The following is a 25,831-nucleotide window of genomic DNA, read 5'->3' as shown; positions in this document are numbered from 1 at the left end:
GCCGACAATCGAGATCTAGATCACATTAAATCAGCACTTTTGACATGGATTTTACTGTCTAAAAAGTAATGTTACTGCAAGCCCGCCTTCTGAACGATTGCTTGCAACAGCTTTCCCACCCATCATTCGCATGGATTCTTTTACAATGGCCAACCCAAGACCGTAACCACCTAACTTTTTGTCTCGAGAAGCGTCCAGTCTTGTGAACGGATCAAAAATATCTGTCAGTTTATCTTGTGGAATGCCAGGACCATTGTCGGCTATCGTCACTGCCAAATAGCTGTGCTTGTCCGTTGTTTTGTTTGCTAGAGAAACATCTATCTGGGCTGACTGACCAGCATACTTAATGGCATTGCCAATCAAATTATTCAAACAACGCACCACTAACGTATCGTCACATTGCGCTTTTGTTCTTGTCGCCTCAGAAACAAATGTAAGGTTTTGCTGTATCTGCAAATCGATTTTGCAGCGCTCGACTTGAGGCGCCAGTAGCACTTCTAAGTCGCTGCGTTTTAATTCCGTATCGTAGCGAGCATTCTCTAAACGGCTGAATTCCAAGATTTCACCAATAAGATGATTCAGCTCATTGGCCTCTTCTTCCATACGTGTCACTAAGGTTTGTTCATTTTCCCCTACTCGCTTACGCAATAGGTGTAACACTAAGTTTTGGCGCGCTAATGGTGTACGTAACTCATGGGAAACATCACGAATCAAGCGACGCTGCTTTTCAGCAAGAGAATGAATCTCTTTTGTCATGTGGTCGAAGTCTTGCGCCAACTCGTTAAACTCTCGAGTGTTCGACTTAAGCTCATCCACCACACTGACGTTGAAGTCACCATTCGAAAGTCTTTTACTTGCTTCTCTTAAGCGATCCAATGGTTGCTGTAAATTCCGCGCCATTAACAAAGAGAACAGCGCCAAGATGACCGCCGCAATCACAACCTTTAATACAGAGAAATAAAGGATGAAATCATGAGCGGGGTGCAAACGATGAGGCAACTGAATCACTAGGCTGTTGTTTCCGACAAGAGGGATATTAAATATCGGACGACTTACTCGACCTTCCAGTTGTTCGTCCAAACGTCGCTTAAATTTCAACTTGAATTCAAAGTGCGGGTGCATCAAACGGTGTGTAAGAGGGCGCTGATTTTCGTCGAGTACAAACAAGTAAAAGTGTTGTGCATTCGCCCAATCGGCCAGCTCGTCCATGTCACCTTCTTCGATCAACACGTTAGCTTGATGTGCTAGGTCCAACATTTCAGTCTTTACACTAGCAGGTACCTTTAGCATGGCTTTGACTAGGGCTTGTTCGGCAACCGCTTGAACGGCCAAGATGCTAATGACGATGGCCGTCATGTAGCTAAAAAGCTGAAATGCGAGGCTGTCTCTTCGTTTCACAAAGTAAGATGGGCACACAAATCTCATTAGCCAGTCACAGCCTCTAAGTAGCTATAACCTTTACCACGAAACGTTTTGATGTGCTGTTTGGATAAACCCGCTTCTACCAATTTACGTCGAATATTACTGATGTGCATATCCAGATTTCGATCAAACGGACTCAGTTCCTTTTTAAGGACTTTTGTTTGTAATTCCGCTTTAGAGATCACGACACCTTGGTTTTTTACTAGGTAACTCAACAGCTCAGCTTCTGTTCCAGTTAAAGGTAGACTGTCTAACTGATCACTAATGCTCTGTACCGTAGAACACATAGCCTGTCTCTGGCGCTCCAGGCCAACTCGGCGAAGAATGGCTTTGATTCTCATCAGGAGTTCCGAGACGTTAAATGGCTTACCAATGTACTGATCCGCACCGGCTTGATAACCATCTAACATCGAGTTCTCGTCATTTAAGGCTGTAAGCATCAAAATAGGGGTAGCAAAGCGTTGGCAAATGCGACGAGCGACTTGCATACCATTTAGATTTGGTAGCATCACATCGAGAAGTACGAGGTCAACGGGTGTTTTCTCCATATACTGCAATGCGCTCTCTCCGCAATGAACAGAGGAGACGATATAGCCCTCTTCTTGCAATACGGTTTCCAACAATTCACACAAAGGAACGTCGTCATCTACGATCAGAACTCGAGACATTGCACACCACCACTTAAATAAAAATGGTTCGCATTCTATTACTCATTTGCAGATTAAACAACCATAGTTTTTAAGGTTTTTGCCCAAAAAACAAGCGTAAAAAAAGCCCACTTTTCAGCAGGCTCTCTCTTGCAATATCCAGTATATTTTACTCTTTTAAATCAGCACTTTAATCCGGTTACTTTTGCAACATCTTCGACTATTCCTCTCAGGTTGCTGCTGATGGACTGAAGCGTTTCTAGTTCTTCTTCAGAAAATGGATGAGTAAGCACTGACTCCGCGCCTTTTTTGCCAACGATTGTAGGTAAACTGATAACGACGCCTTCAACGCCATATTGCCCCGACATCATGGTACCGACAGGGAGAACTGAGCGCTCATTAATTTTGATAGCCTGAATGATGCGGAATACACTTGCTGCGATACCATGAACCGTATTTTGCTTACGACGAAAAATCTCATATCCTGCCTGTTTTACCGCTTCGAGCAGTTCGTCGGCATCAATACGCTCTATATTATTGGCATCACAGTAGAAATCTGCTGGTTGGCCCGCGATGGAAATCAAACTCTTAGGCGTAAAACAGTTACTGCCGTGCTCTCCAAGAACATAACCAAAGATGTTCTTAGGATCTAAATCGACACGATTTGCCACAATACTCATCAAGCGAGCAGTATCAATCACACAACCACTGCTGATCACTTTGTTGTTCTCAAATCCAGTATTGGTAACGATAAAGTGGGCCACAATGTCGCACGGGTTAGAGACAACGATAAGCGTGGCATTTGGGGCAACTCGCTCAACTTTACGAGCGATCTCAACACCAATTTTGGCATTGATTTCAGCAATATCGATACGAGTCTGGCCTTGCTTGATTTGCGCACCAGCAGTGATGACGACAATATCCGCTCCTAAAAGATCAAGGTAATCGTCAGTAGGAATGATATGAGTGTTCTTTGAGAAGGTCAGTGCTGCGGTATGTCGAAAATCGAATACCTCACCTTCGGCACGTTCTAAGTTTTGATCTAGTAGAACCAATTCACTCACGCTGCCCATAGTCAGCAGGTAATTACATACCCCAACACCGACGGCTCCAGCACCAATGACACCGATTTTCATACTTCTCTCCCTGATAATAAAACGAAGCTCTCACTTTGTGTCCACCTTAGAAATAGGGGGCATGAGAGCACAAAAGTCCTATTGCGTAATTTGACTCAGAACACCGATCCAAACCAGTATTTCTCTGCTTTGTGACGTTTGAATGATGAAAAATTCGTCTTTATATATGCATCAATAGGCGCTGTTTTAGATTACCTCGTACGTTTGCGCTCTATGCTCAGAAAGAAAAAAGAGTACAATTCTGTGCAGTTTCTTATTGAGAATAGACGTATATGACAACGCTATTGATTGGCCACCGAGGTGTGGCAGGTAAGTTCCCCGAAAATACAAGAGTCAGCATTCAAGCTGCGATCGATTTAGGGTTAAATTGGGTTGAAGTCGACGTACAACCGACCAAAGACAATGTACTGGTAGTTTGCCATGATCATACCGTGAACCGTTGCAGCAATGGTAAAGGTCGAATTGACCAAATGACATTATCTGAGCTCAAAGCGTTAGATTTTGGTCGTTGGTTCAGCGATGAATTCGCCAATGAATCCATCATGACACTATCTGAACTCCTAGAGCTTGCTGCAGAAAATGACCTAAACCTTAACATCGAGGTTAAAGTAGATCATCACTCTGCCAATGACGTTGCTCATATGGTGGCTCAAACTCTTCTAGGCGGTCCTTTACCTAAAGAACGCATCCTTTTATCAAGCTTTAGTCATGACGTCATTAGAGCACTACACAAACATTGTGAGGGTTATCGACTAGGTGTACTGAGTGAATTCTTTACTCGAAAAGACCGATTGTTGCTCGAAGAAGTTGATGCCTACAGCTGTAACCTTAATATTAACTGGGTTCGCTCACGCCAAATAAATAAGCTACAACAAGCAGGCTATAAGGTGATGTGTTACACAGTGAACAATCCCAACAAACTAAAACATCTGCCAATCTTGGATGGCATCTTTAGTGACCATCCAAGTCGTTTTATGTAATAGCTGAGATGTCGATATTGGGAGCTCCATTACCATTCAATAGTAATTGGGGTTCCCATTTTGACTAGCCTGATAAATTCGTCCATTTCTTCGTTAGTAATGGCAATGCAACCGTTAGTCCAATCGAAGCTTTGAATAAATTGAGGTGATTGAGTCTCACCATTTTTAAGACCATGAATTTTGATCTCGCCGCCAGGTGACACACCTCTTCGATGCGCTTCCAAACGGTCAATCGCGTCAGGGTAGCTAATATGCACAGAGCGATAGAAAGCAGAATCGTTGATCACGTAATCTAACGTGTAATCACCTTCTGGAGTTCTATTGTCACCCTCTTCTTGCTTGTGGCCTTTTGGATTAGCACCCAATGCGATGCGATACTCTTTAACGACCTCGCCATTCTCCATCAGATACATCCTACGCTTTGACTTATCAACTTTCACCAAGTCGACCGCTGCGTGAGCACCAGACACAAACGTACAACACAAGATCAAAGACAACCATTTTACTGACATCGCCAGAACGCCTAACTCATCCACTTAAGGGGAACACAAAAAAGAGCAACCATGCTAGTCAGATGGCCACACTAAAGCAAACTTAATGTGTGCAAATTTAACTACTCATTATACTAAAATTGGCTTACTTTATAAGGAGATTACTTTACAAATTCAGCACAAATAGAGAGGGTATTATGCTCAACATTGCTTTTTTCAGTGCAAAATCCTACGACGAAGCCTCTTTCAACAAAATCAAAAACAACCGAGACTTCGAATTTCACTATCATGATTTTAGATTAACGCCTAAAACTGCAAAAATGGCACAGGGTTGCGAAGTTGTCTGCGCCTTTGTAAACGATGACCTGTCTGCTCCAGTTCTAAAACAACTTTCCATTGGTGGCACGAAACTGATCGCGATGCGTTGTGCAGGTTTCGACAAGGTCGATTTGGAAGCGGCGAAAGAACTTGGCTTACAAGTTGTCCGCGTTCCTGCCTATTCGCCAGAAGCCGTGGCAGAGCACACTGTCGGTATGATGATGTGTCTGAATCGACGCTTGCATAAAGCTTACCAGCGTACCCGTGACGCAAACTTCAACCTAGAAGGTCTAGTCGGCTTTAACTTTTATGGCAAGACTGTTGGTGTCGTAGGGACAGGTAAGATAGGTATCGCCACCATGCGCATCTTTAAAGGGCTGGGGATGGAAGTTCTTTGTTACGACCCATATGAAAACCCTCTTGCGTTGGAAATGGGCGCACGTTACTGCTCTCTTGAAGAGATCTATGCTAACGCAGATGTCATCTCGCTACACTGTCCAATGAGTGAAGAGAACTACCACCTGTTGAATGAGAAAGCATTCTCGCAAATGAAAGACGGTGTAATGATCATAAACACTAGCCGTGGTGAACTGCTTGATTCAGTTGCGGCGATTGAGGCGCTAAAACAAGGCAAAATAGGAGCTTTGGGCTTAGATGTATACGACAATGAAAAAGACCTGTTCTTCCAAGACAAATCCAATGATGTGATTGTCGATGACGTGTTCCGTCGCTTGTCTGCATGTCACAACGTACTATTCACTGGGCACCAAGCGTTCTTGACTCATGAAGCCCTCAACAACATCGCGTCTGTGACCCTAAGTAACGTAGAAGCCTTCTTTACAGGCACTCCTTCAGGTAATGAGCTTATCAACTAAATCGGTAGATCGAGCAGTATAGTAGAGCGTAGAATTTCAGCTATGCTATACTCCTCGACCATTAAAAATTTGAGCCCAATTACCATGAGCATAAAAACTGATATTCAAAAGCTGCACAACCGTTTAGATAATTGCCAACGCAAATTGGATGCGGCGCGCTCTCGTGGTGATCACGAAATGATTACTAAGTTCACGAATGAAGTTGATGACTTAACGAAGAAGCTGAATCAACTTAAGCACAAGCAAACATACGAGCTAAACAAAGAACGTAAGAGCCTGCTTGATATGCCATTCTCTCGTGAAATCACTAAAGCAGAACAAGCAGATATCGGCAAGCTTAAGAAGCGTGTACGCGGCCTGATTATCGTTCACCCGTTAACAAAAGTGGGTAAAGAACTGCGTCTAGACGTAATGACAGGTTTTGCTCCAAAAGAGTTCTAATAACTCGATTAAGCAACGGATATTGAAAAGCCCGAGCTTCAAGCTTGGGCTTTTTTGTGCCTAAAATTCATAAAGTTAAGCTTAGGGAAATCACCATTATAGATAATGAGTGACACTGCAACCTGCTCAGTTTTCAAACTAATAGAAGATATAACATTAGACCACTTTCGAATGCTAAAAACGACGAAAGCCCGCTGATTTTTCAGCGGGCTTTCTATGTAGTGGCCTAGTTCGGAAATGCCTAGCCTAGGGTTGTGACTAACTGGAACTTAATGCAAATCCCGTCTAATTCACAAACGTCAGAAATGAAAAAAGCCTCGCTATTTCTAGCGAGGCTTCTTAATAGTGGCGGAGAGATAGGGATTTGAACCCTAGGTACGCTATTAACGTACGCCGGTTTTCAAGACCGGTGCTTTCAACCACTCAGCCATCTCTCCACAAATTGTTACTAAAATTTAGTCTTACACTAATGATGCTAATTCTTAGTTTTGCCTTTAGATTTATCTAAAAGCGATATTAAAGCCTGGCGATGTCCTAATCTCACATGGGGAAGCCCCACACTACCATCGGCGCTAATTCGTTTCACTTCTGAGTTCGGAATGGAAGTCAGGTGGGTCCAAATCGCTATGGTCGCCAAGCAAATTCTTGCTTTTACTTTCAGCTTTTTCTAAAAACTGAAGGCAAAAAACTTGGAAAACTGATTTTAAGTTCTATTTACACATTCAATGTTCTTACATTGAGTCCATCAAAACCCCTTGGGTGTTGTATGGTTAAGCCTCACGGGCAATTAGTACAGGTTAGCTCAACGCCTCACAACGCTTACACACCCTGCCTATCAACGTTCTAGTCTCGAACAACCCTTTAGGATACTTAAAGTATCAGGGAAGACTCATCTCAGGGCTCGCTTCCCGCTTAGATGCTTTCAGCGGTTATCGATTCCGAACTTAGCTACCGGGCAATGCGTCTGGCGACACAACCCGAACACCAGAGGTTCGTCCACTCCGGTCCTCTCGTACTAGGAGCAGCCCCCTTCAATCTTCCAACGCCCACGGCAGATAGGGACCGAACTGTCTCACGACGTTCTAAACCCAGCTCGCGTACCACTTTAAATGGCGAACAGCCATACCCTTGGGACCGACTTCAGCCCCAGGATGTGATGAGCCGACATCGAGGTGCCAAACACCGCCGTCGATATGAACTCTTGGGCGGTATCAGCCTGTTATCCCCGGAGTACCTTTTATCCGTTGAGCGATGGCCCTTCCATTCAGAACCACCGGATCACTATGACCTGCTTTCGCACCTGCTCGAATTGTCATTCTCGCAGTCAAGCGGGCTTATGCCATTGCACTAACCTCACGATGTCCAACCGTGATTAGCCCACCTTCGTGCTCCTCCGTTACTCTTTGGGAGGAGACCGCCCCAGTCAAACTACCCACCAGGCACTGTCCGCAACCCCGATTAGGGGTCGACGTTAGAACATCAACACTACAAGGGTGGTATTTCAAGGACGGCTCCACAAATACTGGCGTACTTGCTTCAAAGCCTCCCACCTATCCTACACATGTAGGGTCAATGTTCAGTGCCAAGCTGTAGTAAAGGTTCACGGGGTCTTTCCGTCTAGCCGCGGGTACACTGCATCTTCACAGCGATTTCAATTTCACTGAGTCTCGGGTGGAGACAGCGTGGCCATCATTACGCCATTCGTGCAGGTCGGAACTTACCCGACAAGGAATTTCGCTACCTTAGGACCGTTATAGTTACGGCCGCCGTTTACCGGGGCTTCGATCAAGAGCTTCGACCGAAGTCTAACCCCATCAATTAACCTTCCGGCACCGGGCAGGCGTCACACCGTATACGTCATCTTACGATTTTGCACAGTGCTGTGTTTTTAATAAACAGTTGCAGCCACCTGGTATCTGCGACTCTCGTCAGCTCCATCCGCAAGGGACTTCACCATCAAGAGCGTACCTTCTCCCGAAGTTACGGTACCATTTTGCCTAGTTCCTTCACCCGAGTTCTCTCAAGCGCCTTGGTATTCTCTACCCGACCACCTGTGTCGGTTTGGGGTACGATTCCTTACAATCTGAAGCTTAGAGGCTTTTCCTGGAAGCATGGCATCAATGACTTCACTACCGTAGTAGCTCGACGTCGTGTCTCAGCCTTAAGAGAAACCGGATTTACCTAATTTCTCAGCCTACGCACTTGAACCTGGACAACCGTCGCCAGGCCCACCTAGCCTTCTCCGTCCCCCCATCGCAATTGTAAGAAGTACGGGAATATTAACCCGTTTCCCATCGACTACGCCTTTCGGCCTCGCCTTAGGGGTCGACTTACCCTGCCCCGATTAACGTTGGACAGGAACCCTTGGTCTTCCGGCGAGGAGGTTTTTCACCCCCTTTATCGTTACTCATGTCAGCATTCGCACTTCTGATACGTCCAGCATGCGTTACCACACACCTTCAACCGCTTACAGAACGCTCCCCTACCCAATGCACTAAAGTGCATTGCCGCAGCTTCGGTTTACTACTTAGCCCCGTTACATCTTCCGCGCAGGCCGACTCGACCAGTGAGCTATTACGCTTTCTTTAAATGATGGCTGCTTCTAAGCCAACATCCTGGCTGTCTGAGCCTTCCCACATCGTTTCCCACTTAGTAGTAATTTGGGACCTTAGCTGGCGGTCTGGGTTGTTTCCCTCTCCACGACGGACGTTAGCACCCGCCGTGTGTCTCCCGGATAGTACTTACTGGTATTCGGAGTTTGCAAAGGGTTGGTAAGTCGGGATGACCCCCTAGCCTTAACAGTGCTCTACCCCCAGTAGTATTCGTCCGAGGCGCTACCTAAATAGCTTTCGGGGAGAACCAGCTATCTCCAGGTTTGATTGGCCTTTCACCCCTAGCCACAAGTCATCCGCTAATTTTTCAACATTAGTCGGTTCGGTCCTCCAATTGATGTTACTCAATCTTCAACCTGCCCATGGCTAGATCACCTGGTTTCGGGTCTATATCCAGCGACTGAGTCGCGCAGTTAACACTCGCTTTCGCTACGGCTCCCCTAGATGGTTAACCTTGCCACTGAATATAAGTCGCTGACCCATTATACAAAAGGTACGCAGTCACACCACGAAGGTGCTCCTACTGCTTGTACGTACACGGTTTCAGGTTCTATTTCACTCCCCTCACAGGGGTTCTTTTCGCCTTTCCCTCACGGTACTGGTTCACTATCGGTCAGTCAGTAGTATTTAGCCTTGGAGGATGGTCCCCCCATATTCAGACAGGATATCACGTGTCCCGCCCTACTCGATTTCACTTTATATGCGTTGCCGGTTACGGGGCTATCACCCTGTATCGCACAACTTTCCAGAAGTTTCACCTGACGCATAAAAAGCTTAAGGGCTAGTCCAATTTCGCTCGCCGCTACTTTCGGAATCTCGGTTGATTTCTTTTCCTCGGGGTACTTAGATGTTTCAGTTCCCCCGGTTCGCCTCGCTGCGCTATGTATTCACGCAGCGATACTTACTTATGTAAGTGGGTTTCCCCATTCGGAAATCCCAGACTCAAATGGTTTTTACTACCTAATCTGGGCTTATCGCAAGTTAATACGTCCTTCATCGCCTCTGACTGCCAAGGCATCCACCGTGTACGCTTAGTCACTTAACCATACAACCCGAAGGAGTTTCGAGTTGATGTTCAAATCACCAAAGTTGTCTCTCATTATTTGAATGAGCGAGAGACATTTCGATTTTGCCGGACTCAATTTCGAATAATCACTGTAAAAGTGATATTCCCAAGAACACTTGAATGTGTTTTTTGGTGTTTGTCATAAAGACAAACATTGAGAACTTTACAAACAAACTTAAAAGTTTGTTTTGTCAGCTTTCCAAATTGTTAAAGAGCTAATCACTTCTTATGAAGTAACCATTTTTAAAAACTCTCAAGAGAGAATGCTTAAAGATGGTGGGCGATACCGGGCTCGAACCAGTGACCCCCTGCTTGTAAGGCAGGTGCTCTCCCAACTGAGCTAATCGCCCACATAAGTTTTTCGTCTTGTGGTAGACGTCAAGAATGGTGGAGCTATGCGGGATCGAACCGCAGACCTCCTGCGTGCAAGGCAGGCGCTCTCCCAGCTGAGCTATAGCCCCATCTTGAGAGTCATTCTTAAAGAATGGTGGGTCGTGCAGGATTCGAACCTGCGACCAATTGATTAAAAGTCAACTGCTCTACCAACTGAGCTAACGACCCAATGGTATCCCGTAGGGGAGTCGAACCCCTGTTACCGCCGTGAAAGGGCGGTGTCCTAGGCCTCTAGACGAACGGGACACTGGATTGAAGATATTGGGATATCTTCGTCTCTTTTACTTATAAACCGTATCAATCTGTGTGGACACTCATCGTGAGTAATCATCGTTTAAGGAGGTGATCCAGCGCCAGGTTCCCCTAGCGCTACCTTGTTACGACTTCACCCCAGTCATGAACCACAAAGTGGTAAGCGTCCTCCCGAAGGTTAAACTACCTACTTCTTTTGCAGCCCACTCCCATGGTGTGACGGGCGGTGTGTACAAGGCCCGGGAACGTATTCACCGTGGCATTCTGATCCACGATTACTAGCGATTCCGACTTCATGGAGTCGAGTTGCAGACTCCAATCCGGACTACGACGCACTTTTTGGGATTCGCTCACTATCGCTAGCTTGCTGCCCTCTGTATGCGCCATTGTAGCACGTGTGTAGCCCTACTCGTAAGGGCCATGATGACTTGACGTCGTCCCCACCTTCCTCCGGTTTATCACCGGCAGTCTCCCTGGAGTTCCCGACATTACTCGCTGGCAAACAAGGATAAGGGTTGCGCTCGTTGCGGGACTTAACCCAACATTTCACAACACGAGCTGACGACAGCCATGCAGCACCTGTCTCAGAGTTCCCGAAGGCACCAATCCATCTCTGGAAAGTTCTCTGGATGTCAAGAGTAGGTAAGGTTCTTCGCGTTGCATCGAATTAAACCACATGCTCCACCGCTTGTGCGGGCCCCCGTCAATTCATTTGAGTTTTAATCTTGCGACCGTACTCCCCAGGCGGTCTACTTAACGCGTTAGCTCCGAAAGCCACGGCTCAAGGCCACAACCTCCAAGTAGACATCGTTTACGGCGTGGACTACCAGGGTATCTAATCCTGTTTGCTCCCCACGCTTTCGCATCTGAGTGTCAGTATCTGTCCAGGGGGCCGCCTTCGCCACCGGTATTCCTTCAGATCTCTACGCATTTCACCGCTACACCTGAAATTCTACCCCCCTCTACAGTACTCTAGTCTGCCAGTTTCAAATGCTATTCCGAGGTTGAGCCCCGGGCTTTCACATCTGACTTAACAAACCACCTGCATGCGCTTTACGCCCAGTAATTCCGATTAACGCTCGCACCCTCCGTATTACCGCGGCTGCTGGCACGGAGTTAGCCGGTGCTTCTTCTGTCGCTAACGTCAAATAATGCAGCTATTAACTACACTACCTTCCTCACGACTGAAAGTGCTTTACAACCCGAAGGCCTTCTTCACACACGCGGCATGGCTGCATCAGGCTTGCGCCCATTGTGCAATATTCCCCACTGCTGCCTCCCGTAGGAGTCTGGACCGTGTCTCAGTTCCAGTGTGGCTGATCATCCTCTCAGACCAGCTAGGGATCGTCGCCTTGGTGAGCCATTACCTCACCAACTAGCTAATCCCACCTAGGCATATCCTGACGCGAGAGGCCCGAAGGTCCCCCTCTTTGGCCCGTAGGCATTATGCGGTATTAGCCATCGTTTCCAATGGTTATCCCCCACATCAGGGCAATTTCCTAGGCATTACTCACCCGTCCGCCGCTCGACGCCGTTATCGTTCCCCGAAGGTTCAGATAACTCGTTTCCGCTCGACTTGCATGTGTTAGGCCTGCCGCCAGCGTTCAATCTGAGCCATGATCAAACTCTTCAATTTAAAGTTTTTGATTCCCTAAATAAATAGGGAGAGGCTCAATGAATACTGACTTCAAAACTACTAATGTAATTCTAAAGCTATCATCGTTCCAACAGAACGATAATGAATTGACTGTGCCAAGTCCGAAGACTTGATTGGTCACTTCGTTTCATTGAAACCTAATTTGAAGCCGAAGCTTCTAATTGGATTATCATCAACGAGTGCCCACACAGATTGATAGGTCTATATTGTTAAAGAGCTTGCTTCGTAAGCTTTGCTATCGAAGCGGAGGCGTATTCTAAGGAATTAATTCTTAGTGTCAAACACTTTTTTCAAATTAATTTTTAGAAGCTTTTCTTTCGCCTCATTGTCAACCACTTTTGCGTTTCCGCTTTGCCCTGACAACGGAGGCGCATTATAGGGAGATGATTTTTCTTGGCAACCCTTTTTTAGAAAAAAACTTAAAAAAAAGCGTCGAGTGATGAAATCTCACTCAAACGCTTATTTTTAGCACTTAGTTGTTAACTTAACGTAGCAAATAGGCAATCAATATGTGTCAACCCAAGACTCTTCAAAGCTTGTGATATCAAGCTCCAATGACTTCGCTGCTTCTATTTGCTCAATTGCCTCTAATTCTTTATTTACACTGCTCATCGTCAATGTGTTGTTGTCTAACTCAAACACCTGACTTTGAGTCGTGTAGTAGAACTTAAGGATCGTCAGCGCTTTTACATCGTGCTCAGCAGAAGCGGCTTTAATGCTTTTCAGTTTGCGAAAGATCTTGTTGTGCAGCTGCTTGAGTTTCCAGACATACAACACTTCTTCCATATAAGGGCGTGTTTTGAATTGGTTCAACAAAGACAGTGAAGTAGCTAAGGCAACCACAACACCAATTAAGTTCCAGTGAAAGTTCCCCGTCGACTGTTCAGGTACTACATCTGTATTACCGAACAAAACGATCAATAGCGTACTAAAAGCAAGAGAAGAGATAGCAAGCAATGCAACAAAGCCACCAATCACTAGGTTGACCTTCTTTCTATAGACTTGTTTGTTTATTTTTTTGATTTCCATATACCGCTCCTAACAGGTTGCCTCTATTCTAACCAGCACACTCCGCACGACAATCGAAGCTTTGTAAGTAAGTTCACATTTGCTATCAAACTCGCATCCCTTCCCTGCTTGGGTATATACTTCCGCGCATTCACTCTTCCTATATAGAGGCTAAATTCATGCGCTCTTTTGTTTTACGAGCTCGCGCGGCGCCAACCACCAGCAAAGCACTGTTAGAAGGTGTTGGTAATGAAGCGCATACAGAGATTCTTGCTCATACCATGATGAACACTATGTTCGTTGCTCAATCACACCGTGAAGATGTGGTTGTTCACTTGGTTTTAGAAAGCACAAAAGATTTCTCACGCACCATTACTATTCGCTCCAACGACATCACCAACATTGGAGGCTTTCATGAGTCAACCTTGATTGCAGCAGTGGCTCGCGCTTTGGATGCTTCGGTTGGTATGGGCAAAGAGCAACTTCGTGAAGTCGAACCTGGTATCACCGTTCGTACCGTCAGTTTTGAACGCCTAGTGCAAGAACTGGCAGAAGATCACCAACTATATATGTTGGATAAAAAAGGCGAATTTGTTCGTGATGCAGAAATCGGTGGAAACCCATGTTTCTTGCTAACTGACCATATTCCGATGCCGAGGAAGTCTTTTAACAGCTTAAAGCGCCTTGGCACAGAGAAGATCAGCTTAGGTCCTAAGATGCTTTTCGCTTCTCAGTGTGTGGTATTGATCCACAATGAGTTGGACATTCGCGAATTTTAATTCTCGCGAGTTAATCACTCTATAAAAGAAAGAGGACTCCATTGAGTCCTCTTTTTGTTTCTATAGGAATGCTAAGTTTACTTACCACCAATGCTCAAGCGTGCAAAGCGAACGTCTGGCGAGAACAAAGTGCGGCTATCGTTAATTAACTGAGTATCACCCACAGCCTCAACTTCTTGCAGCATCTTGTAGAAGTTACCCGCCACAGTGATACCACGCACTGGTTGAATGCGCTCACCATCACGGCACAAGAAGCCACTCGCACCAAATGAGAAATCACCACTCACTGCATCCGCACCAGAATGGACACCTTGAAGTTCGACTAACTCTAGGTACTCACCCGCTTTTACTTCTGATGCACTGCTGTTACCTGTCGCAATCACTTTGTGATTTGCTGATACATCTAAGCTCGATTTTGCACCGCGAGCGGCACTTGCTGTCGAGACTGCGCCCAAGTAACTTGCAGTCTGGCTGTTGTGTAACAAGGTTTTCAACTCACCATTAGCAATCATCACATTGTCTTGAGTAGCAAAGCCTTCACTATCAAAACTTGCGATTGCCATACCATTGGCATGTAAGCCGTATCAGTAAAGGTAATTAAATCACTCGCAACACGTTGACCAAGCTTATCACCCAGTGGCGTAATGCCTTTCATCGCGCTTACGCCAGAGAAAGCACTGCCGAAAGCACCGAATAAACTTGCTAGCGCATTAATGTGGAAAATAGCAGGGTAGTTACCTGTCGCAACCGGAGCACCTTCAAGAAGATCACGAGCAAGGTTGTAGCCACCTTCGATACAGTAAGCTGGATTCAACTCATCAAAACGGCGACCAAGTGACATTCTACCCGCCATTGACTGTTTGCCGTCTTTTTCAAACAAGGTATACGCGTAACAAGTGAACGAGCGCTCGAAATGTTGGCACAATGTGCCTTGAGTATTGGCAATGATCAGTTGTGTTTCGCCATCGCTGTAACCATTGTAAGGTGCGCTAGAAGCGTGAGGTAGCGCTACTACGCCTTGCTCAAGTGCGAGAGACAGTTCGATTTTTTCGTCAACAGAAGTGGTATCTTCTTGCGCAATCTCAGCAACATCAGTCGCGATTTGGCTGTTCACGCAACTAATCGTCTGATGTTCGTCTTGCTTGGAAAAGCGAGCGCTTTGCAGTGCGTTGGTCAGCATCAAATCTAAGCTTGGGTGCTCTAACGACTCAGAATAGCTTGTTGCAACACGCGCATCTTTCACGACACGAACGCCCAGAACTTGGCTTGAGCTTACTTTGTACTCATCCAGCTTTCCTTGGTTCGCTTTCAGAGAAAAGCTGCTGTTGCGGTTTACAATGACGTCCGCTTCTGCACCTTGGCGTTTTGCTTCTGATAGGACGTAATCAACCGCATTAAGAAGTTGTTGTTCTTGGCTCATTAGTTACCGCCTCCTACCAGAATGTTATCGACTTTCAGCGTTGGCTGACCGACTGTTGTTGGCACTGAACCACTCACGGAACCACACATGCCCGGCGCAAGCGCCATGTCTTTGCCGACCATGCTGATTTCTTTCAACACTTTTGGACCCGTGCTGATCAGCGTTGCTGTTTTCAGAGGTTTGGTGATTTTGCCATTTTCAATGAGATAAGCTTCACGAACAGCAAAGTTAAACTCACCCGTACCTGGTTGAACCGAGCCACCGCCCATCTTCTTCGCATAGATACCACGTTCGATGCCTGCCAGCATGTCATCAAGTGAATGCTCACCTTCTTCGATAAAGGTGTTACGCATACGCGAGGTTGGTGCAAACTTGTAGTTTTGGCGACGACCAGACCCGGTTGGCTCGTAACCTGTCTTCATGCCACCCATTTTATCGACCATAAAGCTGGTTAGCTTACCGTCTTTGATCAATTGAGTGCGCTGAGTCTTCATGCCTTCGTCATCAACATGAATCGAGCCCCATTCGTTGGTCATGGTGCCATCATCGACTGCATTCACTGCGGTATGAGCAACCATTTCGCCCATCTTGTCGTGGAAGACTGATGCTTTCTTTGCAACTGAAGTGGTTTCTAGCAAGTGGCCACAAGCTTCGTGGAAGATTACGCCACCAAAGCCGTTACCAATTACCACTGGCATTTCACCCGATGGACAAGCATCTGCGCCAAGTTTTACTAACGCTTGCTGCGCGATAGTTTGACCTAGCTCTTTCGCATCAAGCTGTTCACTGAACTCCCAGCCAGCAAGAGCGCCAGGACCTTCCATACCAGAAGACTGCTCATTACCTTTTTGAGCGACAGTATTACCAGCAACTCGTATGTAGTGACGGGTATCGTCAACGTGTAGACCTTCTGAGTTGAAGATAGACACTTGTTGTTCACGCTGAAGCACACTGCCAATGAACTGGCTGATATGTTCACTCTCTGCACGTGCAGCTTGGTCAACTTGCAATAGGAAAGCAATTTTAGAATCTAGGTTAGCGTCTTTGCCAAGTGGCATACGACAACCATGTTGAATTGGGTAGCGGTTCAGATTGAGAGAACCTGCTGACGCGATTTGCTCACGCTTATCTTTTGCAGCAAGCAGCGAGGTTACGCGTTTAAGTTCGGCTTCATCGGTGCTGTTGGTGTAACCGTAAAGCACTTTATGACCGAAGAAGAGACGAATACCGATACCAAAATCGATACCCGAGTTTACCTTATCCACCTCACCAGATGCGATCTGGACAGTGTTGGTTTGATGGTGTTCAACGAATAGCTCAGCGAAATCAGCCCCTAAAAAGAGGGCATGATCGATCACCGCTTTCGCTGTTACAGAATTAAGCATGAAATCTCCTTGCTCGTTGATCGTCCTAGCCTTCCCCACCTTTGAGTTAGACCCTGTTTATAACAGTCACAACCTAAATTGGATGACTCAAAAGCATATTGGCAACGCGTTAAATATTAACACTTTTTTAACCTTGTTTTATGCTAATCCTTGCTAAGTCAAAGAACGATTCGTTACGTATTATGTCGACATCTCACTATTAGATAGTGTCTTGAACTGCCAGTTTCAATGCAGCACGTTATTTACGCTAAATTCTGGTCTATCTTTACTGCTCTCAAGTCTCATATTTAATCGATTGCCCCCTCTTGGCCGGAAAAAACACGTGCACCGTAACTGAGTGAACTGCTATTATCTTGACGAAATAGTCGGGGGGCCCATGCAGTGAATGCGTCGGCTGAGATCGAAATTCGAGACCCGTTGAACCTGATTCAGTTAGCACTGACGTAGGGAACTATCATCACTTTGCCACTAGCCTGCTTCAAGTCTATATCGACGCAGCTAGCCTCAACGGATCCATACACCGATCTTCAATGGCCAAGTCAGTTCCTTTACGTCTGTAATAGGAGCGACCATGGCGCAGCAGTCAAGCCAAGAAAAACCATCAACACAGCCACAAGCAGCAACTTCAACAGACACACCGATTGTGTTGACGATTGCAGGTTCTGATAGTGGCGGCGGCGCAGGCATTCAAGCCGACATCAAAGCGATGTCCGCAACCGGCAGTTTTGCTTGCTCGGTAATCACGGCGATTACTTCGCAAAATACCCAAGGCGTTTCTGCGATTTTCCCCATTCCTCTCGACCATGTAGAGAGCCAACTCGATGCGGTATTTACCGACCTCAACATCGTTGCAGTCAAAGTAGGCATGCTGGCAGATTCCAACATCATCAAAGTTGTTGCCAACAAAATTAAACAATACCAGCCAAAACACCTCGTGATTGACCCTGTAATGGTGGCCACCAGCGGCGATCTATTACTGGAACAGTCGGCAATCAGCACTTTAAAAGAAGAATTGATTCCGCTTGCAGACATCATTACCCCTAACCTACCCGAAGGCGCAGCATTGACGGGTAAGTCAGTACCTCAATCAGAATCTGAAATGAACGATATGATTGCTGATTTACGCGCGCTAGGTGCAAAAGCGGTGCTGTTAAAAGGCGGCCACTTAGAAAAAGACGAAAACAGCAACGATCTGCTGATCATGCAAGACAACGCCGAGTTAATCAGCGCTAAACGCTTTCCAACCAAAAACACCCATGGCACAGGCTGCACGCTGTCTTCAGCTATCGCTTCTTACCTTGGCCAAGGCAACAACCTGCACAAAGCGGTGCACCTTGGTAAGCAGTACATTAGCCAAGCTATCGCGCACGCAGACGAATTGGATGTCGGTAAAGGTCACGGCCCTGTGAACCACTTTTTTGCGGGTCACACGCATGTGCGCTAATGCACTCGGCATTCAGCTTAACGAGGCAAGTCTGCAATACAAAGACAGCCAAACACCAACATTAGCAGGGTTGAGTATGACCATCCCTGCCAATCAATGGACTGTGTTACTTGGTCGCAGTGGTTGCGGAAAAACGACAATCCTTCGTTATCTAGCCGGGTTGTTAGACGACAAAGTCGAATGGCATGGTGAATTAACCACCACGGATGGCATTGCCTTGCACGAACGTATTGCCTACATGGCACAACAAGACTTGTTGCTACCATGGCTAAATGTGTTAGACAACGTCTTCCTCAGTTCTCGATTTTCTCAAGACCAAGCACCAGAGCAAAATAAACAACGAGCACTGACTTTACTCACCCAAGTGGGACTTGCCGATTACGCGGATGCTAAGCCTGCTCAGCTCTCTGGGGGCATGAGACAGCGCGTTGCCCTTGCTCGCACTCTGATGCAAGACAAGCCTCTAGTTCTGATGGATGAGCCTTTCTCTGCACTGGACGCGGTTACTCGTCATAAGTTGCAAACCTTATCTGCCGAATTACTGAAAGATAAGACGGTTGTTCTGATTACCCACGACCCACAAGAAGCGGTACGATTAGCTCACCAACTCTATGTGTTGCAAGGCACGCCTGCGCAAGCTCAGCACTTGGTCGTTCCAGACTCCAAGCCGCCACGAGTTCTCGATGGAGAGTGCGCGGCGCTACAACAAGCGATTTTGGATCAATTGGAGAAAGACTATGAGTGATATGACTCAGTACAACTCCGTTTCGGCACGCATTAGTAAAAAAGAACGCGTGACCCATCCGGCTCTGCGCTTGGTCATTAGCACAGCGGTGATCTTGGGATTGTGGCAGTTGGTTGTTGTGGTATTCGACATGCCAAGCTTCATCTTACCTTCACCAATTGAAGTGCTGGATAGATTGGTCACTCGTTACGATGTCCTGCTCAAACATACTTGGGTTACCGCGCAAGAGATTTTACTTGGCTTGGCGCTTGGATTATCGATGGGTTTGCTGTTCGCATTGCAAATGCTGATGTTCGAACCACTGAAGCGTTGGTTACTGCCCATTCTGATTGCTAGTCAAGCGATCCCTGTGTTCGCCATCGCGCCAGTGCTCATGCTTTGGCTGGGTTACGGCATTGCATCGAAAGTAGTCATGGCGGCGATCATCATCTTTTTCCCCGTCACGACATGTTGCTACGACGGCTTACGCAATACACCAACAGGTTACCTCGACCTTGCCAAGACCATGGGCGCGTCTAAATGGCAGTTACTTCGTCATATTCAATTGCCAGCCGCACTACCAACTTTAGCTTCAGGTATTCGTGTTGCCGTCGTTATCGCGCCAATTGGAGCAGTGGTCGGTGAGTGGGTAGGTTCAAGTGAAGGCTTGGGTTATCTGATGCTCCAAGCTAACGCTCGCATGATCATTGATGAGATGTTTGCGGCGCTGTTTATCCTCGCCGTGCTGTCTATCTCACTCTACTTCATCACCGATAAATTATTGAAAAAAGCCATCCCTTGGGAAAGCAAGTAATTGCCGAAAATAACCAAAGGAAATTGGGAAAGAAAAGGAAGAACCCCGTGAATAAAAACAAACTTATGAGCGCTGCTGCTCTACTCGCTTCAGTGGTATCAACCAACGTCCTTGCCGCTGAAAAAGAGATGACACTGATGTTGGATTGGTTCGTCAATCCAAACCATGGTCCTATCGTGATTGCCAAAGAGCGCGGTTACTTCAAAGAACAAGGTTTGAAGGTCAACATTCAAGAGCCTGCAGATCCAAGTACACCACCTAAGTTGGTCGCGGCGGGTAAAGTCGACATGGCGATTTCATACCAACCGAGCCTAACTATCGATGTCGCGGCTGGTTTGCCACTAATCCGCTCTGCGACTTTGATTGCTACGCCACTCAACACGCTGATGGTGTTGGACAACGGTAAGAATGAAAACCTTGGCGACTTAAAAGGCAAGAAGATCGGTATTGCGATCGCAGGCAACGAAGAAGCGACAATCGGCACCATGCTTGCGCAAGAGAACGTGAAGTTTTCTGACGTACAAATCATCAACGTAGGTTGGGCGCTGTCTTCGTCTCTTGCATCTGGCAAAGTGGATGCGATTTGGGGCGGTCTACGTAACTTCGAAACCAACCAACTGGCACTAGAAGGTTATAAAGCTAAAGCCTTCTTCCCTGAAGAACACGGAGTACCAGCGTATGACGAGTTAGTCTTCGTAGCCAATGCAAAAACCTACGACAAAGAAGCCATCAAGGCATTCAACAGAGCACTAGAGCAAGCGACCACTTACATCGTTAACCATCCAAAAGAGTCGTGGAAAGAGTTTGTGGCTTATTCACCAGACACACTCAACAACGAGCTTAACCAACGCGCTTGGAACGACACACTAACTCGTTTCGCTCTTCGTCCATCTGCAGTAGATCTGAAACGCTACGATGATTATGCCGAATTCATGTATTCACAAAACATCATCGAAACACTGCCAAAAGCAAAAGATTACGTGCCGAGCTTTGACTAATGCTACTGACCTTAGGCTCTAAGCCTAGAGTCTTCTGATAACGAGATACCCATAATGAAATACCAAGATTTGATCGACGCTTGCCACCAAGATTGGCAAGAATACACTGAGCATGCTTTCGTGCAGCAATTGGCGCAAGGCACTCTGGCTCAGCCTTGTTTTCTGCACTACCTAAAGCAGGATTTTCTTTTCCTAAAGCAGTACGCACGAGCTTACGCATTAGCGATCTACAAAGCACGTACTTTGGATGACATGCGCCGTGCCCTACCAAGCGTACATGCATTGCTAGATTCTGAAATCGCCCACCACGTGACTTACTGTGAGCAATGGGGACTGACAGAATCCGACTTAGAAAACGAGCCAGAAGATTTCGGTACGGTAGCTTATACCCGTTACGTGTTGGATGCTGGCATGACTGGTGATCTTGTTGATCTATACGCGGCACTAGCGCCATGCTCTATCGGTTATGCCGTAATCGGTAAGATGCTGATTGAAAGTGAGAACACGGTAATCGAAGGCAATCCATACGCAAGTTGGATCAACCTCTACGGTGGTGAGGAATTCCAATCTGGTGTCGCAAAAGGTGCAGAACACTTTAACCAGTTATTGGCGGAAATCGATATCAATAGCCAGCGTGGTCAAAACCTGATTCAGGTATTCAAAACTGCAACGCGTATGGAAGTAGCATTCTGGCAACAAGGTCTGAATGCTCAGCAAGATTAATCGGAGAGTCTCATGTTAATTGAACAAATCACCCAAGCATTAACCGCAGTACGCCAGCAAAAGCCATTAGTCGTCAACATCACTAACTACGTGGTGATGAACAACACGGCAAACGCGCTATTGGCTATCGGCGCTTCTCCAATCATGGCGCACTCCAAGCAGGAAATGGCAGAGATGATGTCGTTCGCTGGCGCATTGGTTATCAACATTGGAACCCTAGACAGCGTTTGGACACCGCGTATGAGCTATGCCGTAGAGCAAGCCAATGCCAATGGTAAAATCGTTGTGCTCGATCCTGTCGGTTGCGGAGCAAGCTCACTACGTACCGAGACATCACGTGAAATCGCACGCCTTGCAGACAAACTCATCATCCGAGGTAACGCTTCAGAAATCATTGCACTCGCTGGCGAGCAAGCACAAAGCAAAGGCGTCGATGCGTTAGACAGCAGCGACGCAGCACTTGGCGCAGCGAACTTCTTAGTCTCAGAGTACGGCGCGAGCGTAGTGATTTCTGGCGAGACTGATTACATCGTCACGAAGGAACAAACCGTGCGACTGAACAATGGTCACGAGATGATGCCATACGTAACCGGAATGGGTTGTACACTAACGGCTCTAACAGGCGCTTTTGCTGCTGTTGGTGATAACACCGGACTTGCTGCAGCGGCGGTACTAGGCGTTGTTGGCGAGATTGCAGCGGAACAAGCTCGCGGCCCAGGTAGCCTGCAAATGAACCTGTTGGATGAGCTTTACCTGTTGGATGAAGAGACACTGGCAAAACGCCTAAAACTGCAAATGAGCTAAGCTTTTCTCTAACAAATACCAGCCTCTCATTCCCTGTAGATGAGAGGCCCAAAGGAAACAAAATGAACGCCTATCGTTTATATTTGGTCACCGATGACCAACAAGATTTAGCCACACTAAAGCGTGTTGTGAGAAAAGCCGTGGAAGGTGGCGTGACCATGGTACAAGTTCGCGAAAAACACGGTGATGTGCGTGCGTTTATCGAACGTGCTCAAGCCGTCAAAGACATCCTTAAAGATACCGATGTGCCTTTAGTCATCAATGACCGCGTTGATGTCGCACTGGCTGTCGATGCTGATGGGGTTCACCTCGGGCAATCAGACATGCCAGCAAATATCGCTCGTGAGTTGATTGGACCAAACAAAATCCTCGGCTTATCCATCGAAAATGAAGAGCAGCTTGCAGAAGCGGATTCTCTTCCGATTGATTACATCGGTTTGAGCGCAATCTTCGCGACGCCAACCAAAACCAACACCAAAAAACATTGGGGTATTGATGGTTTGAAAATGGCGTTAGACACGACTTCACTGCCGATTGTTGCCATTGGCGGCATTAACGAAAGTAACATTCCGCAGCTTAGCGCCACTGGTGTTCACGGCTTGGCTTTGGTTTCAGCAATTTGCCACTCGGAAGATCCCAAAGCGGCATCGGAATATCTGTTAGGGCTGATGAGCTAACCTTGCTCACTCCAGAACAAAGCGCTTATGGATGAGCGCGTTCACCTCTCAAAACTTTCAACAGTCCCTCCTTTCACAACGAAGACTTGCGATGCCACTTTCACGCTCGAATTGACAGAGCGTTGATAAGTTTTTCACATCGATTGTCGTAAGATAGCCGCCTATTTTCGACTGCTGTATGACTTTTCATGAAAACTAAAAAATACGGTTTGATGATGCTCGCCTTGTTCATTCTTGGCATCATCCCACTTTCGCTGTTTGCCTCGTATCACGACCTTACTTCTCACGTTTCTGACGGCACTGGCATTCTCTTTACTCTGCTAACCGATTCTGCGGGCAGTAAAGGCTTTTTGATCACTCTAACGCTGTTGGTATTGTCGCTTTACCGCTACAAACCGAGCCAGTCTGATTGGATGCAAAAACTGTCCATGCTGGGATTGTTACTGGTGATTGGTTTTGCCAGCAAAACAGGCTTAAAGCTGTTGACAGAAAGCCCGCGTCCCTACACCGAACTGCTTGCCGCAGAGCAATTAATTGAACACCCAGAAGCGTTTTATCAGTTGGAGACTGAACAACAAGCGAGTGTGATTGGTGAAATCTCCGAAAAAGTCAGCGAATGGAGAACTCGTCACTGGCAAGGTGAAAAAGACTATTCCTTCCCATCGGGGCATACGATTTTCGTTTCTATCTGTTTAGCCTTCTTTGGTGGGTTATTTTTGCAGAACAAATGCTATTTCTCTGCTGCTACCTTATGGGTGTGGGCAATGGGCGTGGCGTACAGCCGTTTGTGGCTCGGCATGCACAGAATTGAGGATCTGATTGGTTCAGTGGTATTTGTCGCCATCGTGTTTACTTTGCTGCCGGCATTTCAAGTCACCAAGAAAATGCCTTTTGTGACTCTCGCTAAGTCATAACGAGACATACTCTACTCAAGCATATTCAGCTCGAGAAATACAAAAACGCCCGACCATAAGACACTATGCGTCGGGCGTTTTCTTATCTAAGCGACATCCAAATCAGAGGCTAATGAGCAGTACTCTTGTGCTTGCACAGCACCACTTGGAACTTGATTCGCGATCAACGCAGACAAGACCGTAAACTGCCACTGGTGTTGGCATTCTGAGTTACTGCAATGAACCTGATACAACAAGTTCATTTCAAAAGCGCCGTGTTTATACGCCATAAACTGTGTTCGACACACCTGGCAGCTCACATAAGTTATCGCTACTTTCATACGCATTCCCTTCGATAAAAGTAATCCATTAAAAATCCAATCACTGAAGACACTTCCCTTCCCTCCGCTTTGGATCTGGAAAGTCATTTTCATATTTTGTTCATAGAGCCATGTTATTTGAGAACGCGTGAAGCATTCGTGAAGAAAATAAATAACGCACATTCAATGGGTGTGATATCCCTATGAGGATGAACGAATTATTTCCGCATACTCTTTCTATTTTTCGACAAGGATAAATTTATGGATATTAGGGCAATAATCAAACCGGTTCATAAAGAAGCCCCCAGTATTTACGCCAAAATACGTTGGAGTTTTACTAGGATGGCATTCATTATTGCCCTGTTTTTCTGGACGATTATTTACATCGCCGAAAGTAAGTTTGAATCTCTGAGCTTAAATCATTGGTTGGAAAAAGAAGCAGAGCTGTATTTGCACAACTACCAACAGTTTCAGCACCTCGCACCTCCACCAAACTCTTTGGTATTTGATTTCTACTGGTCGTTAACACATGTACCTGAATGGCTCGCGATTCACACTCAATTGGGGTTTTATGGCCAAGAAGTGCGCTCCGATGAAAAGAGCTTCGGTGTGTTCCATCACCCTTCAGGAAAAGGGCTGATGTACATTGTATTCAAAGGCGATTCTGATGAATTCAGGGATGAGTACGAGAGCGCTTTGCATCACTTTACGCTTTATTCCGTTGCCATCCTTTGTATAGTGATGTTTCTGTATGGCATTCACATTGTTCGTATTCTCTCCCGCCCACTCAACGTGATCGTCAACAAAATAGACCGCATGCCACCCCAGTACGAAGATTTTGAAGTTGAAACTCGCTTTAGTGAAACGCGTTATATTGAGCAAGCCCTTGTTGATGGTAAGAAGCACATTGCGCATAACTTTCAGCGCGAACAAGAGTTCAATCGCTTCGCTTCTCATGAGCTCCGAACGCCAATCATGGTAATCAAAGGATCAGCCGATATCTTGAATCGCGTATCGGATCTACCGCGCGTTGCCCTCAAGTCAATTCAGCGTACGCAGCGAGCTTGTGAAGACATGAGAGTATTGACCGAAGTGTTCCTGTTACTGGGAAAGGAAGAGATAAACTCACGTCATTTTGAGCAGGTCGATTTGGCAAAATGTATAGAAAAGCAACTCGAAGAAGTTGGAACTCTGTTTATTAAAGAAGGTGCTCAGCACCACTTTGAGCAGCAAGGCAATATACATTTGCTTGTGCCTAAGAGCTTCATATCAATCGTAATCAACAACCTAGTTAAAAATGCATTCAGTTATAGCTCTGGTGATGTCTTCATTGATCTGAATAACCACCGCTTACAAGTCAGAAATCAATTTGAAGCCGATAATGAAAATAGTTCGGGGTACGGATATGGATTGATCATTATTGAGCGAATTTGTGAACGGATGAATTGGCAATTTACTCACCGTACTGAAGACAAACAATTTATTGCTCAAGTCATCTTCAATTAATGGTTTTATTTTAATTACCCAAGCTACAACTCAATTTACTATCTGG

General features: G+C 46.3%; 20 protein-coding genes, 5 tRNA genes, 3 rRNA genes, 1 pseudogene and 1 riboswitch. Of the genes and pseudogenes, 13 read left to right on the top strand and 16 right to left on the bottom strand.

Annotation, left to right across the window (positions count from 1 at the left end):
* Positions 1–51 precede the first annotated feature (51 nt).
* The 3 genes from KJB05_RS19005 to KJB05_RS18995 form a co-directional block, all read right to left on the bottom strand.
* The gene (locus KJB05_RS19005) at positions 52–1,425 is read right to left on the bottom strand and encodes a sensor histidine kinase (RefSeq protein WP_039985323.1); all 1,374 of its coding nucleotides are present in this window, start codon (positions 1,423–1,425) and stop codon (positions 52–54) included.
* The gene (locus tag KJB05_RS19000) at positions 1,425–2,090 is read right to left on the bottom strand and encodes a response regulator transcription factor (RefSeq protein WP_005438307.1); all 666 of its coding nucleotides are present in this window, start codon (positions 2,088–2,090) and stop codon (positions 1,425–1,427) included. The genes KJB05_RS19005 and KJB05_RS19000 overlap by 1 nt, the downstream gene beginning before the upstream one ends.
* 161 nt (positions 2,091–2,251) lie before the next feature.
* A complete protein-coding gene (locus tag KJB05_RS18995; RefSeq protein WP_045480021.1) occupies positions 2,252–3,205 on the bottom strand; it encodes a hypothetical protein in 954 nt (317 codons plus the stop codon).
* Positions 3,206–3,477: 272 nt separating this feature from the next.
* Here KJB05_RS18995 and KJB05_RS18990 point away from each other — a divergent pair, with 272 nt between their 5' ends.
* Entirely contained in the window at positions 3,478–4,185 is a 708-nt protein-coding gene (locus KJB05_RS18990) for a glycerophosphodiester phosphodiesterase family protein (RefSeq protein ID WP_208444048.1), read from the top strand.
* A gap of 29 nt (positions 4,186–4,214) precedes the next feature.
* Here KJB05_RS18990 and KJB05_RS18985 read toward each other — a convergent pair whose 3' ends face one another.
* The gene (locus tag KJB05_RS18985) at positions 4,215–4,697 is read right to left on the bottom strand and encodes a L,D-transpeptidase family protein (protein ID WP_061010893.1); all 483 of its coding nucleotides are present in this window, start codon (positions 4,695–4,697) and stop codon (positions 4,215–4,217) included.
* A gap of 176 nt (positions 4,698–4,873) precedes the next feature.
* Between KJB05_RS18985 and KJB05_RS18980 the strand changes: the two genes are divergently transcribed.
* On the top strand, positions 4,874–5,869 hold the full coding sequence (locus KJB05_RS18980; RefSeq protein ID WP_208444049.1) for a 2-hydroxyacid dehydrogenase: 996 nt from the start codon (positions 4,874–4,876) through the stop codon (positions 5,867–5,869).
* Positions 5,870–5,953: 84 nt separating this feature from the next.
* On the top strand, positions 5,954–6,310 hold the full coding sequence (locus KJB05_RS18975; protein WP_208444050.1) for a YibL family ribosome-associated protein: 357 nt from the start codon (positions 5,954–5,956) through the stop codon (positions 6,308–6,310).
* A gap of 346 nt (positions 6,311–6,656) precedes the next feature.
* On the opposite strand, the gene KJB05_RS18970 is transcribed toward KJB05_RS18975, so the two are convergent.
* The 9 genes from KJB05_RS18970 to KJB05_RS18930 all read right to left on the bottom strand — a co-directional run bounded on the left by KJB05_RS18970 (position 6,657) and on the right by KJB05_RS18930 (position 13,319).
* Positions 6,657–6,747: transfer RNA gene (locus tag KJB05_RS18970), tRNA-Ser, on the bottom strand.
* Positions 6,748–6,831: 84 nt separating this feature from the next.
* A 5S ribosomal RNA gene (rrf, locus tag KJB05_RS18965) occupies positions 6,832–6,948 on the bottom strand.
* Between the two features lie 128 nt (positions 6,949–7,076).
* A 23S ribosomal RNA gene (locus KJB05_RS18960) occupies positions 7,077–9,967 on the bottom strand.
* A 295-nt stretch (positions 9,968–10,262) separates the two neighbouring features.
* Positions 10,263–10,338: transfer RNA gene (locus KJB05_RS18955), tRNA-Val, on the bottom strand.
* Positions 10,339–10,373: 35 nt separating this feature from the next.
* Positions 10,374–10,449: transfer RNA gene (locus tag KJB05_RS18950), tRNA-Ala, on the bottom strand.
* A gap of 24 nt (positions 10,450–10,473) precedes the next feature.
* Positions 10,474–10,549 (bottom strand) — tRNA-Lys (locus tag KJB05_RS18945).
* 2 nt (positions 10,550–10,551) lie between these two features.
* Positions 10,552–10,627: transfer RNA gene (locus KJB05_RS18940), tRNA-Glu, on the bottom strand.
* Positions 10,628–10,716: 89 nt separating this feature from the next.
* A 16S ribosomal RNA gene (locus KJB05_RS18935) occupies positions 10,717–12,269 on the bottom strand.
* The 16S, 23S and 5S rRNA genes sit together here with 5 tRNA genes alongside, the layout of an rRNA operon.
* Positions 12,270–12,794: 525 nt before the next feature.
* Entirely contained in the window at positions 12,795–13,319 is a 525-nt protein-coding gene (locus KJB05_RS18930; protein ID WP_208446062.1) for a DUF3087 domain-containing protein, read from the bottom strand.
* Positions 13,320–13,477: 158 nt separating this feature from the next.
* Here KJB05_RS18930 and trmY point away from each other — a divergent pair, with 158 nt between their 5' ends.
* On the top strand, positions 13,478–14,077 hold the full coding sequence (gene trmY, locus KJB05_RS18925; protein WP_208446063.1) for a tRNA (pseudouridine(54)-N(1))-methyltransferase TrmY: 600 nt from the start codon (positions 13,478–13,480) through the stop codon (positions 14,075–14,077).
* A gap of 77 nt (positions 14,078–14,154) precedes the next feature.
* Here trmY and KJB05_RS18920 read toward each other — a convergent pair.
* Both KJB05_RS18920 and KJB05_RS18915 read right to left on the bottom strand, forming a co-directional pair.
* Positions 14,155–15,497 (bottom strand): annotated as a pseudogene (locus tag KJB05_RS18920) (TldD/PmbA family protein).
* On the bottom strand, positions 15,497–16,882 hold the full coding sequence (locus KJB05_RS18915; RefSeq protein WP_005435311.1) for a TldD/PmbA family protein: 1,386 nt from the start codon (positions 16,880–16,882) through the stop codon (positions 15,497–15,499). Before KJB05_RS18915 ends, KJB05_RS18920 begins: the two are co-directional and overlap by 1 nt.
* 356 nt (positions 16,883–17,238) lie before the next feature.
* A riboswitch (TPP riboswitch) is annotated at positions 17,239–17,349 on the top strand.
* Between the two features lie 104 nt (positions 17,350–17,453).
* Between KJB05_RS18915 and thiD the strand changes: the two genes are divergently transcribed.
* From thiD to KJB05_RS18875, 8 genes are all read left to right on the top strand, one after another.
* Positions 17,454–18,326, top strand: a complete 873-nt coding sequence (gene thiD, locus KJB05_RS18910; protein WP_208446065.1) for a bifunctional hydroxymethylpyrimidine kinase/phosphomethylpyrimidine kinase — start codon at positions 17,454–17,456, stop codon at positions 18,324–18,326.
* The gene (locus KJB05_RS18905) at positions 18,316–19,071 is read left to right on the top strand and encodes an ABC transporter ATP-binding protein (protein ID WP_208446066.1); all 756 of its coding nucleotides are present in this window, start codon (positions 18,316–18,318) and stop codon (positions 19,069–19,071) included. The genes thiD and KJB05_RS18905 overlap by 11 nt, the downstream gene beginning before the upstream one ends.
* Positions 19,064–19,864: an ABC transporter permease gene (locus KJB05_RS18900; RefSeq protein WP_009706843.1), complete on the top strand. Its 801-nt coding sequence runs from the start codon at positions 19,064–19,066 to the stop codon at positions 19,862–19,864. The genes KJB05_RS18905 and KJB05_RS18900 overlap by 8 nt, the downstream gene beginning before the upstream one ends.
* Positions 19,865–19,911: 47 nt before the next feature.
* Positions 19,912–20,862, top strand: coding sequence for an ABC transporter substrate-binding protein (locus KJB05_RS18895; RefSeq protein ID WP_208446067.1), 951 nt, complete (start codon positions 19,912–19,914; stop codon positions 20,860–20,862).
* 54 nt (positions 20,863–20,916) lie between these two features.
* A complete protein-coding gene (tenA, locus tag KJB05_RS18890) occupies positions 20,917–21,585 on the top strand; it encodes a thiaminase II (RefSeq protein WP_053053386.1) in 669 nt (222 codons plus the stop codon).
* Positions 21,586–21,597: 12 nt separating this feature from the next.
* Positions 21,598–22,389 carry a hydroxyethylthiazole kinase gene (thiM, locus tag KJB05_RS18885; protein ID WP_208446068.1) on the top strand — a complete coding sequence of 264 codons (792 nt, stop codon included), beginning with the start codon at positions 21,598–21,600 and terminating at the stop codon, positions 22,387–22,389.
* Positions 22,390–22,451: 62 nt separating this feature from the next.
* On the top strand, positions 22,452–23,066 hold the full coding sequence (thiE, locus tag KJB05_RS18880; RefSeq protein ID WP_208446069.1) for a thiamine phosphate synthase: 615 nt from the start codon (positions 22,452–22,454) through the stop codon (positions 23,064–23,066).
* A gap of 188 nt (positions 23,067–23,254) precedes the next feature.
* A complete protein-coding gene (locus KJB05_RS18875; RefSeq protein ID WP_208446070.1) occupies positions 23,255–23,980 on the top strand; it encodes a phosphatase PAP2 family protein in 726 nt (241 codons plus the stop codon).
* An 86-nt stretch (positions 23,981–24,066) separates the two neighbouring features.
* Here KJB05_RS18875 and KJB05_RS18870 read toward each other — a convergent pair whose 3' ends face one another.
* A complete protein-coding gene (locus tag KJB05_RS18870) occupies positions 24,067–24,300 on the bottom strand; it encodes a hypothetical protein (protein ID WP_155397103.1) in 234 nt (77 codons plus the stop codon).
* Between the two features lie 321 nt (positions 24,301–24,621).
* Between KJB05_RS18870 and KJB05_RS18865 the strand changes: the two genes are divergently transcribed.
* Positions 24,622–25,785 (top strand): HAMP domain-containing sensor histidine kinase, encoded by a 1,164-nt coding sequence (locus KJB05_RS18865; protein ID WP_244142968.1) that lies wholly within the window; start codon positions 24,622–24,624, stop codon positions 25,783–25,785.
* Positions 25,786–25,831: the final 46 nt, after the last annotated feature.

The organism is Vibrio sp. B1ASS3, from assembly GCF_905175355.1.
Lineage (GTDB): Bacteria > Pseudomonadota > Gammaproteobacteria > Enterobacterales > Vibrionaceae > Vibrio > Vibrio owensii.
Note: the sequence above shows the minus strand (reverse complement) of the source record. Positions and strands in the feature narration are given on the sequence as shown.

What these genes read in the sequence shown, in the direction of transcription:
- KJB05_RS18870 (WP_155397103.1), bottom strand. Translation starts at nt 24,300, where the DNA reads ATGAAAGTAGCGATAACTTATGTGAGCTGCCAGGTGTGTCGAACACAG.
- KJB05_RS18980 (WP_208444049.1), top strand. Translation starts at nt 4,874, where the DNA reads ATGCTCAACATTGCTTTTTTCAGTGCAAAATCCTACGACGAAGCCTCT.
- KJB05_RS19000 (WP_005438307.1), bottom strand. Translation starts at nt 2,090, where the DNA reads ATGTCTCGAGTTCTGATCGTAGATGACGACGTTCCTTTGTGTGAATTG.
- KJB05_RS18865 (WP_244142968.1), top strand. Translation starts at nt 24,622, where the DNA reads ATGGCATTCATTATTGCCCTGTTTTTCTGGACGATTATTTACATCGCC.
- KJB05_RS18915 (WP_005435311.1), bottom strand. Translation starts at nt 16,882, where the DNA reads ATGCTTAATTCTGTAACAGCGAAAGCGGTGATCGATCATGCCCTCTTT.
- tenA (WP_053053386.1), top strand. Translation starts at nt 20,917, where the DNA reads ATGAAATACCAAGATTTGATCGACGCTTGCCACCAAGATTGGCAAGAA.
- KJB05_RS18990 (WP_208444048.1), top strand. Translation starts at nt 3,478, where the DNA reads ATGACAACGCTATTGATTGGCCACCGAGGTGTGGCAGGTAAGTTCCCC.
- thiM (WP_208446068.1), top strand. Translation starts at nt 21,598, where the DNA reads ATGTTAATTGAACAAATCACCCAAGCATTAACCGCAGTACGCCAGCAA.
- KJB05_RS18930 (WP_208446062.1), bottom strand. Translation starts at nt 13,319, where the DNA reads ATGGAAATCAAAAAAATAAACAAACAAGTCTATAGAAAGAAGGTCAAC.
- KJB05_RS18905 (WP_208446066.1), top strand. Translation starts at nt 18,316, where the DNA reads ATGTGCGCTAATGCACTCGGCATTCAGCTTAACGAGGCAAGTCTGCAA.
- KJB05_RS18900 (WP_009706843.1), top strand. Translation starts at nt 19,064, where the DNA reads ATGAGTGATATGACTCAGTACAACTCCGTTTCGGCACGCATTAGTAAA.
- KJB05_RS18875 (WP_208446070.1), top strand. Translation starts at nt 23,255, where the DNA reads ATGAAAACTAAAAAATACGGTTTGATGATGCTCGCCTTGTTCATTCTT.
- trmY (WP_208446063.1), top strand. Translation starts at nt 13,478, where the DNA reads ATGCGCTCTTTTGTTTTACGAGCTCGCGCGGCGCCAACCACCAGCAAA.
- KJB05_RS18985 (WP_061010893.1), bottom strand. Translation starts at nt 4,697, where the DNA reads ATGTCAGTAAAATGGTTGTCTTTGATCTTGTGTTGTACGTTTGTGTCT.
- thiE (WP_208446069.1), top strand. Translation starts at nt 22,452, where the DNA reads ATGAACGCCTATCGTTTATATTTGGTCACCGATGACCAACAAGATTTA.
- thiD (WP_208446065.1), top strand. Translation starts at nt 17,454, where the DNA reads ATGGCGCAGCAGTCAAGCCAAGAAAAACCATCAACACAGCCACAAGCA.
- KJB05_RS18995 (WP_045480021.1), bottom strand. Translation starts at nt 3,205, where the DNA reads ATGAAAATCGGTGTCATTGGTGCTGGAGCCGTCGGTGTTGGGGTATGT.
- KJB05_RS18975 (WP_208444050.1), top strand. Translation starts at nt 5,954, where the DNA reads ATGAGCATAAAAACTGATATTCAAAAGCTGCACAACCGTTTAGATAAT.
- KJB05_RS19005 (WP_039985323.1), bottom strand. Translation starts at nt 1,425, where the DNA reads ATGAGATTTGTGTGCCCATCTTACTTTGTGAAACGAAGAGACAGCCTC.